General features: G+C 43.7%; 7 protein-coding genes. 3 read left to right on the top strand and 4 right to left on the bottom strand.

The window, feature by feature from the left end:
* Window positions 1-277 precede the first annotated feature (277 nt).
* Entirely contained in the window at window positions 278-2,203 is a 1,926-nt protein-coding gene (locus GPLA_RS22270) for a methyl-accepting chemotaxis protein (RefSeq protein WP_007107297.1), read from the top strand.
* 51 nt (window positions 2,204-2,254) lie between these two features.
* On the opposite strand, the gene GPLA_RS22275 is transcribed toward GPLA_RS22270, so the two are convergent.
* A complete protein-coding gene (locus tag GPLA_RS22275; protein WP_040515726.1) occupies window positions 2,255-2,881 on the bottom strand; it encodes a YigZ family protein in 627 nt (208 codons plus the stop codon).
* Window positions 2,882-3,061: 180 nt separating this feature from the next.
* A complete protein-coding gene (gene ppc, locus GPLA_RS22280) occupies window positions 3,062-5,680 on the bottom strand; it encodes a phosphoenolpyruvate carboxylase (protein WP_007107299.1) in 2,619 nt (872 codons plus the stop codon).
* 303 nt (window positions 5,681-5,983) lie between these two features.
* On the opposite strand from ppc, the gene GPLA_RS22285 reads away from it, so the two are divergent.
* Window positions 5,984-6,604 carry an FKBP-type peptidyl-prolyl cis-trans isomerase gene (locus tag GPLA_RS22285; protein WP_007107301.1) on the top strand — a complete coding sequence of 207 codons (621 nt, stop codon included), beginning with the start codon at window positions 5,984-5,986 and terminating at the stop codon, window positions 6,602-6,604.
* Between the two features lie 176 nt (window positions 6,605-6,780).
* On the top strand, window positions 6,781-8,346 hold the full coding sequence (locus GPLA_RS22290; RefSeq protein ID WP_007107302.1) for a SulP family inorganic anion transporter: 1,566 nt from the start codon (window positions 6,781-6,783) through the stop codon (window positions 8,344-8,346).
* A 79-nt stretch (window positions 8,347-8,425) separates the two neighbouring features.
* On the opposite strand, the gene GPLA_RS23365 is transcribed toward GPLA_RS22290, so the two are convergent.
* Window positions 8,426-8,596 (bottom strand): DUF3545 family protein, encoded by a 171-nt coding sequence (locus GPLA_RS23365; RefSeq protein ID WP_007107303.1) that lies wholly within the window; start codon window positions 8,594-8,596, stop codon window positions 8,426-8,428.
* A 316-nt stretch (window positions 8,597-8,912) separates the two neighbouring features.
* Window positions 8,913-9,494 (bottom strand): EF-hand domain-containing protein, encoded by a 582-nt coding sequence (locus GPLA_RS22295; protein ID WP_007107304.1) that lies wholly within the window; start codon window positions 9,492-9,494, stop codon window positions 8,913-8,915.
* Window positions 9,495-10,254 lie beyond the last annotated feature (760 nt).

Consider the following 10,254-nt stretch of genomic DNA (forward strand, 5'->3'; position numbering starts at 1 on the left):
CTTTTTTCTCTGGCGATAAGTAACGGAAAATTAATGTCTTTTAAGAAGTGCATGAGCGATATTTTTATCGATGAGATTGAATGTAATTAGATCATAAATTTAAGGTGATTGGTATGAGAGCTGGGGCGCACAAAACCAGTTATTTTCTCATGTTTTTGGTGACCGAAGAAAACGATCTGTATTATAAGATTTATATGGATTCTAATCATGCAACTCGTATTCTTGCCGATATCCTAAAAAGCGTTACACCCTATTGGAATAATCAAAAAGACGCCTTATGAAGCAGCTATCGATTAAACAAAAAATCATCCTCACTCTAACCGTATTTGTATTGTTTACTTCTGCCCTCGTGGGTGGGATCAGTATGATGACAGCACGAGCCAGTGTTGAAAGTCGGGTACTGAGCACTGAACTGCCAAATATTATTAAACGCATTGCCAGTCAAATTGATAGCAAGATCAGCGCAATGCAGATGATCGCTACTCAGATTGCCACTGATCCTTTTATATTAGAGTGGAACGCCCAAGGGCAGTCCGAAGCCGGCGCCGCAACCCTCACTCGTTTACTTAAGAATACTGTTAAGCAGCATGGCTTGAGCGCGGCATCCTTTGCCGACAAACAGAGTGCGCGTTATTGGAACCAAGATGGTTTTTTACGCACGTTACAAAACAATGCAGCCGATGGATGGTTTTTTAACTATACCGCCAGTAAGCAGGCTAATATGGTGAGCGTATATCGCGATCCTAATACAGGTAAGACAGATCTTTTTGTTAACTACCAGCAACCAAATGGCCGCGGACTATCCGGTACTGCAACATCGTTCAAAGATGTGGTCGATTTATTAACCAGTTTTAAGCTGGAGCAATCGGGTTTGGTCTATTTAGTTGACGCCGCTGGGCAAGTTCAATTACACACTGACAGCGAGTTGATTAGCAACGCAAGTCTGCAAAGCCTATACAGTGGTGCACAGGTAACCGGACTGCTCAAAAAAGACGCGTTTAATCTCGCGTTTATTGACAATAACGGCAGCGATATGATCGTCGCTTCAAGTTTTATTCCTAGTATGAATTGGTTTGTCGTAGCCCAAGTCCCTTACGATGAAATATTCGCCTCATTAGACAATGCAATTTGGCATATAACCTTCTGGTCACTGTTGGTGGCGTTAGTCGCGTGTATCGCTGCTTGGTTTGTTGCCAGTAGTATTACCCTGCCCATTAATCAATTGGCTGATGTATTTATGCGCCTGGGTAAAGGTAATGCAGACTTAACTTATCGGTTGTCAGAGCTGGGCCAAAAAGAGATTGCCGATGTAGCGAAAGGCTACAATCTGTTTGTCGGTCAATTGGACACGATGTTTTCCCAAGTGATGCAAAATAGCACTGCGTTAAAAGATGTTGCCCGTTCACTTCAAGATAAGGCCAACATGACCTTAGAAAGTGCTGAACAAAGCGACCAACATACCCAAGATATCTCATTGACATTAAGTCAGGTGAGCAGTGCTGTTAACGAAGTCGCCAGAAGTGCGGAATCAGCTACCGTTGTCGCAGTTCAGATCAATAGTGATGCAGGTCAAATTTCGCAAGTTATCACTGACACTCAACAGGACATCAATCGTCTGGTGAGTAAAATTAACGACGTGGCTCAGGTTATTCAGTCACTGAGTAATAACACTGATACCATCGCAAAAGTACTTGAGACCATACAGGCGATTTCTGATCAAACCAACTTGCTGGCGTTAAATGCCGCAATTGAGGCCGCTCGTGCTGGGGAGCATGGGCGAGGTTTTGCTGTGGTGGCCGATGAAGTGCGCACGCTAGCTAAGCGCACCGCGGACTCAACCCATAAAGTTCAAGCGATCATGCAGGAATTGAAGGCAACATCTGCCTCTGCTACCAACGAAATAACCTCGATAATTGACCAGTCTCAAGTAACTGCCAACTCCATCGGGACGGCTCACCACGTGCTCGAAGTGAACAGTGCGCATTTTGACGAGATCACCCAAGCTAACCGCTCGGTGGCAGCGGCTACCGAAGAACAGTCGGTGAGCATAGAGTTGATCAATCGAAACATGCAGGATATTAGGCAAAGCTCCCAGGCTAATATGTTGAAGATAGCTCAAATGGCAGACGAGTCGGGAGGCTTAAATGCACTGGCACTGGAACTCGACGCGCTCACGCATCAGTTTCAAAAAAGCCATTCATAAACGTGGTACCCCTAGGTTGAACTCGGGACTTGGGCAAAAGCATTTGTCGTATTAGACGTGGGTAATGCGCTTGATAGAAAGTTGTCCGTCAACAACAAGTTCTGTCTTCTGAATAAGCTCGGCGGCGTCCTTTGCGTCTACCGTCATAATCAAGGAAACGTTAACGGCAAACTCAGATGATTCTACGATGAGTGAAAATTCCCTGATTAGGCTGTCTATAAAGCCCTGTAACGCGTACTCGTAATCAATCGCAATAGTTTGCTTAGCTACACGTTCTTTCGTTGTGAGTAGCGCTAGAGCGTGTTTTACCCCGCCTCCGTATGCTCTGACTAAGCCGCCCGTCCCTAATTTTATCCCACCGGAATAGCGGGTGACCACGGCGGTGATTTCTCCTATTTTACTACCTTGCAACTGAGCGAGTATCGGTTTTCCCGCGGTACCGTTTGGCTCACCATCGTCACTGAACCCCAATTGCATTGGATCACTGGGCGCACCAGCAACGAATCCCCAGCAGTGATGACGAGCTCCTGAGTGCTTGTCTTTGACGTGCTGAATGAACGCTTTCGCACTTGCAATACCGGGTGTAGGCACCAGTTGTGTAATAAAGCGGCTGCGTTTTATTTCTTGTTCGAAAGTCACAGGTGTCATTGGTATTAAATAGGGCGGGATAATAGCCATAAGCTAAATTAGTTGTGTCGCGTGAAGGGGGGAATAATAAATGATTATACCTAAATGGATAAAGCTGTCTCGGAGGATTATCCGAGACAGCTAATATTGGAGTGATGTGTATGACCTGCAGTTAAATAAGAATTTAATCTGCAGGTATTGAGGCTTGCTAAGGTATTACCCCGTAGCGTACTACCCTGTATTCCTCATACCTACGGCGATACCGGCAATGGTGACCATCATGGCGCGCTCTAGGGTTGGGTCGGCTTCGTCACCTTTGGCACGAATACGTTCTAACAATTCTATTTGTAAGAAGTGTAGTGGCTGCAAGTAACCGGCACGAATGTTCATCGACTCATTGCCTTTGGGGTCTGATTCCATGACTTCTTTTTGTTGAAGTACATCCAACAACAGGCTCATACTCATGTTAAGTTCATCCCGCAGTGCATCGCCTAAATGACGCAACTCTTCAGGCACCAAGCGTTTGTCGTATTCAGCACTGATACGAGGATCGGCTTTACCAAACACCATGTCTAACATTGAAAAACGTGAGTGGAAGAATGGCCAGTTTTGCAGCATGTCATCGATAAGCGGACGTTTTCCGGCATCAATTGCTGTTTGCACAGACTTCATGGCACCTAACCAAGATGGCAAGACTAAACGTGTTTGCGCCCATGCGAAGATCCATGGAATGGCACGTAAGCTTTCTATGCCACCACTGGGTTTACGTTTTGCTGGGCGACTACCTAGTGGCAATTTACCAAGCTCTTGCTCAGGCGTGGCAACCCGGAAATAAGGCACGAAGTTCTCATCGTGACGTACCGTATTACGGTAGTTATCACGTGCATTTGCTGCAACTTCGGTGATTAAATCACGCCATTCCTGTTTTGGTGCAGGCGGCGGCGAAATTAATGCTTCCAATATGGCGCTGGCGTACAACGACAGGCTACGCTGAGCCAATTGCGGCATACCAAACTTATAACGAATGGTTTCGCCTTGCTCGGTAACACGGAAGCCACCGCTTAACGAACCTGGAGGCTGAGATAGAATAGCTGCATGTGCAGGTAATCCACCACGACCAATTGTGCCACCACGGCCGTGGAACAAGGTTAATTCAACGCCGAATTTCTCAGCAACAGCAACAAGCGCTTCCTGAGATTCGTATTGTGCCCAACCTGCAGCCATAGCGCCGGCATCTTTGGCTGAATCAGAATAACCGATCATGACGTACTGATGACCTTGAATATAACCACGATACCAGTCGATGTTCATTAAGGCGTCGATAACACCGGAAGCCGCATTCAAATCATCAAGTGTTTCAAACAGAGGGGCAACAGGCATTGGCCATGTCACGCCAAATTCACGCAATAAAAGGTGCACACTAAGTACGTCTGAAGGCAAGCTCGCCATGGATATAATGTAAATACCAAAGCCTTCTTCGCTGTGCTTGGCGACCACTTTACAGGTATCTATGACTTCGTGAACATCCGCAGAAGGCTGCCATTTAGTTGGGAACAATGGGCGCTTCGAGCTCAGTTCTTTCAATAAAAACGCTTGCTTGTCTTCTTCACTCCAGTTGGCGTAATCACCCATACCTAAATGACGGGTTAGCTCGCTGAACACGTCTGCGTGACGTTCAGAATCCTGACGAATATCCAATTTAAGCAGATGAACACCAAAACAATGTACGCGGCGAATGGTATCTAACAAACGGCCATCGGCAATCACGTTCATACCGCATGCTTGCAACGAGTTGTAGCACAACATCAATGGCGTAAGCAGTTCTTCTTTGCTGGCAATCCATTTGCTGTCGTCAACTGACTCACCGTTTAAAAACTCAGCGATACCGTTTTTGGTATTCGTTAAGGTTGTTAATAGTGGGCGTAATAGAGCACGGTAGGGTTCAAGTTCATCGCCAACTTGCGCGCGAATAGTGTCGTCACAATCGCTCATTGATAGCTCAACTTGCAACATATCAACATCTTGCGCGAAAAGCTTAGCTGCGCGCTTACGGGCCAACAACAATACTTGTTGCGTCACTTTGGATGTCACGAATGGGTTACCGTCTCGGTCTCCACCCATCCACGAGCTTATTTTGACCGGAGCTGCATCTAGCGGCAGAGCAAGGTCATATTTTGCTTCGAATTTTGCACTTAGTTCACGTATGAAATCAGGTACAGCTTCCCATAATGAATTCTCTACTACAGAAAATCCCCAACGTGCCTCATCTACAGGGGTAGGGCGCACGGTACGAATTTCTTCGGTGTGCCAGGCTTGAGCAACCAAATCAGCAATACGAGTGCGGATCTTGTCGCGTTCAATATCTGACAAACTGGTTTGATGTATTTGACGTAAACACTGGGCTAATTCGCTGTGTTTATGGATCAACGTACGGCGAGTCACCTCAGTAGGATGCGCCGTTAACACCAATTCGATACTGAGTTGGTTTACCGCTTTCTCAAAGGTTTCCGCTGATACATTGTCTTTGTCCAAATGATTGAACAATTCTTGAATGGAATCTTGATCATGATTAGCGCTGTTAAACTCTTGTTCGGCGATATTCGCCAAGTTCAAAAACTGCGAGAATGCACGTCCCACGACCAATAGCTGCTCGTCTTCGAGTTCGCTAAACAATGTTTTAAGTTTGTCAGAGCAGTCGCTGTCACCTTGATAAGATTGGCGTCCGTCTAATCTTATGGTTTCTATTCGTTGCAGCCACTCATCGCCTAATTGGGCTCGGATCATGTCACCTAACGTTGAACCTAAGCTACGTACGGTTTCTTTGAGTTGTGAGTCTAGAATTTTTGGCACTGGTGCCTCCGCTGGAATAATAGAAGATTAAAGAATAATGCTAAAAACAGCCCGTTACCATACTGTTAAAGTGATGGTTTGTCTAAAAACGTGACAGTTAAGCTTATTAAAAAGATGCATACTTTTACCTTAAAGTTGGCATCAGGGATAGGTGTTTTTGAACCTGAAAGTTTTCAGTATTGGTTACTGAATGAACAGGTATGGATGCTTTTTTAAATCGACGAATGCTTTGTGATACCATATCGGCCATTTTTCTGCGAAGCGGTGTGGTTTCATGCCCTTTTTCAAATTTTAGGAGTCATTGTGACAGATAAATTTACAAGTGTTGAGCTTCAAGCAAGCTACGGTATTGGTCTTCAAATGGGTGAGCAATTGCGCGCCAATCCTTTTGACGGTTTAGACATCTCTGCCGTACAAGAAGGCCTAGCTGATGCATTTAACTTGCAACCTGCACAAGTAACAAACGACGTACTACGTGAAGCATTCAATGAAATCCATCAGCGTATGCAAGCGGCCAAGAACGAGCAATTCGCTGAAGCACAGGAAGCGGGTATTGCGTTTTTAGCTGAAAATGCTAAGCGTGATGACGTGACAGTGACTGAGAGTGGCTTGCAGTACGAAGTGGTCAACGCGGGTAATGGCGATACGCCAACGGCTGCATCGACTGTTCGTGTGCATTACCACGGTACATTGTTAGACGGGACTGTATTCGATAGTTCTTACGATCGTGGTGAGCCAGCTGAATTTCCAGTCGGTGGCGTGATCAAAGGTTGGACCGAAGCGCTTCAGCTTATGCAAGTGGGTGCTAAATTACGTTTATTCGTTCCACACGACTTGGCCTATGGCGAGCAAGGTGCTGGCGGTGCAATAGCGCCTTTCAGTACGCTAGTATTTGATGTTGAGCTACTTGATATCATTGCGTAAATACAATTTTATTATAAAAAAGCCGGTTTTCCGGCTTTTTTTATGCCCAATGATCACCAATAAGCCAAAATGGCACGAAAAAATCACGGTTTAACAAACTGTTAAAACACCTTGTTGCATTTTGCTGGTAAAATAACCGCATATTAATAGTGTTCTGTGAAAATTGAGGAAATTGAATGATTGATCTAACAGGCAATCGTGACAGTAATGTCAAAAACGATGTGCTTTCTGGCATCACGGTTGCGTTAGCCTTGGTACCCGAAGCGGTAGCCTTTGCTTTTGTAGCAGGTGTTGAACCTATGGTTGGCTTATATGCTGCCTTCATGATGGGGTTAATTACCTCAGCCATTGGCGGCCGTCCAGGGATGATATCTGGCGCCACAGGTGCAATGGCTGTGGTGATGGTGGCATTAGTTGCCCAGCATGGTGTGCAATATTTATTTGCCGCTGTCCTCTTAGCAGGTGTGCTGCAAATACTTGCTGGGGTATTTAAGCTCGGTAAATTTATACGCTTGGTGCCATATCCTGTGATGCTTGGATTTGTGAACGGCTTAGCGATTGTGATCTTCTTAGCCCAGTTGGGTCAATTTAAGATAATGAATGGCTTAGGTGAGCAAGTATGGATGCAAGGTAGTGCAATGTACTACATGCTTGGTTTGGTCGGCCTGACTATGGCGATTATTTTCTTGTTACCTAAATTAACTAAAGCGGTGCCTGCTTCATTGGTTGCTATCGTAACCGTGACCTTATTAGTACACGGGTTAGATTTAGAAGCGCGCACGGTTATCGACTTTGTCAGAGACATGTTGCCTGCGGACCAAAAAGCAAGTGCAACCCTAGCGGGGGAATTACCCACGTTTGCTTTCCCTATCGTGCCCTTTAGCTTAGAAACTTTGTATATCATTCTACCGACGTCAATTATTTTAGCGCTAGTTGGATTGATTGAATCGTTGTTGACGCTGTCATTAATCGACGAAATGACCGATACCCGGGGAAGTGGTAATCGCGAGTGTGTTGGCCAAGGTGTGGCAAATACAGTTAATGGTGTTTTTGGTGGAATGGGCGGTTGTGCCATGATTGGCCAAAGCATGATTAACATTAATTCAGGTGGCCGTGGTCGTTTATCAGGGATCACCGCAGCGCTAGTCTTGCTTGGCTTTATCTTGTTTGCGGCACCTTTGATTGAAATGATCCCATTAGCCGCATTGGTAGGCGTTATGTTTATCGTGGTTATCGGTACTTTTGAGTGGGCTTCGTTTCGCATCATTCGCGGCGTGAATAAAGAAGACGCCTTTGTGCTCTTCCTTGTCACCGCAGTTACCGTAATAGCTGACTTGGCCATCGCTGTTGTGGTGGGGGTTATCGTATCCGCATTAGTCTTTGCTTGGAAACACGCTAAGCATATTTCGGCGAAAACCCATACAGATGATGATGGTTGGAAAGTCTACGAGCTTCAGGGACCGTTGTTTTTTGGCTCAGTGAGTTATTTTAAAGATTTGTTTGACCCGCAAAATGATCCTCAAGACGTAGTAATAGATTTTAATGACTCTCGGGTATGGGATTCATCGGGTATCGATGCAATTGATTCGTTAGCAGATAAGTATCAGCAGCAAGGTAAAAAGCTGCATATCAGGCATATCTCTGCTGAATGCCGTGCGCTAATGAGTAAAGCTCAAGACTACGTGGAAATGAATCTGAACGAAGATCCACGCTATAAGATTGCCACAGACAAGCTGGGTTAATTTCTCGGGTGTGCAAGGGTAATATGTAAAACTAAAAAAACCGCTGGGACGTTAGTCTCAGCGGTTTTTTCATAGACGGTTAAAACATTTCTAATTCGTCGGTTTGGGTCATGCCCAATTCGCGTAACTCTTGTCGCAATTTGTAGCGATCATGAATGGTTTCGATTTCTCTCCACTTTCTTTTTGTTGTTTTTGTTTTGCTCGGACGGGATTCGTTATCAATTACAGTTAATAATTCAGATGTATCCATTGAGATCTCCATTATTTCATAATGTATAGCATTGAAAACTTTGAATTTTCACTTTGCTATCAGAGTGAAAACTCAAATAATTTTTACCACAGGCAGACTTAAAATAGAATACATTTATTAACTTTTTATTAACGTTTGGTGGAGTTTTTTTGACAATATTGGAATGACAGCGTGTATTAATTACCAAATTTAAGCTGTGGGAGCCGTTATTAGCGACATTAAATTAAATGTCTGAATTTATTTTTTTCGGTTGTGAATAATTTTTACGACCTCAACGTGAAAAAATTTGTCATCTTTGTTTATCGTCTTAACTTAATTAATAAAAAAGCCTCGCGACGATGGCGCGAGGTTGGCTGAAAAATAATAAATTTCGACAGATTACTTCTCTTTTTTTCCACCCATGTCTGCGTGAGAATTGCTTTGATAGCTTGCGAAATTCGCTTTCGCTAATACGACTATCCTTATCGCTATCAATATAACCAAAATGTTTGTCGATTTTGTCGCCGTCGGCTTCGTCGATCGAAATAAAGCCGTTTTCATCTTCATCTAATTCGGAAAAGGAGCTTGTGAATGGAGGCGTTTTTTTCATAGTGGCGGATTTCGTTGATTCGGCTACAACCCTATCCTCGGCCACTTCACCTACATACATTCCCATGTAAGTATCAAACTCTAGTCGACTGATTTCATTGTCTTTATCACCATCGATCTTAGCAAAATGCTCCCAGATATCGTCATCGTCGGCTTCTTCTTTTGAAATAAAGCCATCACGATCATTATCAAGACTTTTAAACGTGCTGCTAATTTTGTCCATTTCTCCTTGAGAAATTGCAAATACGGGGCTGCGAATAACACGGCTATGACTGACGCTAATGTAAAATTTTTCATTTAGTATTTCCATTTAATGATGCTTCCCTTGTGTGGGAAGTTATTAGTCATAGGCTGAAAATCATTTTTTGTGGCAAGTAATAAAGTATTTTAAATACATGTTGTTACAGATTTTTATTGGAGTTAATTCGAGTCGCTTTCATGTAAAAGCAGTCCAGTTCTTTGCAATTTTCACAACTTATGGAAGCGTTTTGTTCTGCTCGTTCCCACGACGACTAGTACGCTACTGCATGCTATTCCTAGGTACTAACCTTAGTCTTCTAGCCTGGATGGCACACTCATCTCTACGTTTTGACTCTATATGAGCGACATAGTTTTTTATCGTGCCTTTAGTGATGTTTAGCAACTCTTTTTTACGTCAACAGGCAATTAACAAATCTTGGATAATTCTAATAAAGCAAGAATGAAAGATCTGCAATTGAGCAGAGTTAATTACATTCATAGAGAACTCTAAAAAACGATTTTCACATAAGTAATTGAATAATATAAAAAATAAATAATGGCGTGAAATGTGAGTGTCTAACAGACGTTAAACGATAAAAAACGAAACAGATCGCTTGCTGCAGTAATTAAATCTGTATAAGGCCTATAACGTAATGGCTGATGAGCTTTCTGTAACTCACAAAACACACATAGGATTTTTATGTTAAAAAAAACAATTTTAAGTACTCGCGAATTCAACTCCGAAGTGCACCACTCGCTAAATTAAGCTGCGCTGCGTAGTTCATTAAAAACAACTAAGGGTTGTCTATACCCGAGGTATTTTCTTGGCC

It is taken from the genome of Paraglaciecola polaris LMG 21857 (genome assembly GCF_000315055.1).
In the GTDB taxonomy this organism is placed as follows: Bacteria; Pseudomonadota; Gammaproteobacteria; order Enterobacterales; family Alteromonadaceae; genus Paraglaciecola; species Paraglaciecola polaris.

Bases quoted from the DNA above. Each gene is read 5' to 3' on its own strand.
- GPLA_RS22295 (WP_007107304.1), bottom strand. From the start codon at position 9,494: ATGGAAATACTAAATGAAAAATTTTACATTAGCGTCAGTCATAGCCGT.
- GPLA_RS22275 (WP_040515726.1), bottom strand. From the start codon at position 2,881: ATGGCTATTATCCCGCCCTATTTAATACCAATGACACCTGTGACTTTC.
- GPLA_RS22290 (WP_007107302.1), top strand. From the start codon at position 6,781: ATGATTGATCTAACAGGCAATCGTGACAGTAATGTCAAAAACGATGTG.
- GPLA_RS22270 (WP_007107297.1), top strand. From the start codon at position 278: ATGAAGCAGCTATCGATTAAACAAAAAATCATCCTCACTCTAACCGTA.
- GPLA_RS23365 (WP_007107303.1), bottom strand. From the start codon at position 8,596: ATGGATACATCTGAATTATTAACTGTAATTGATAACGAATCCCGTCCG.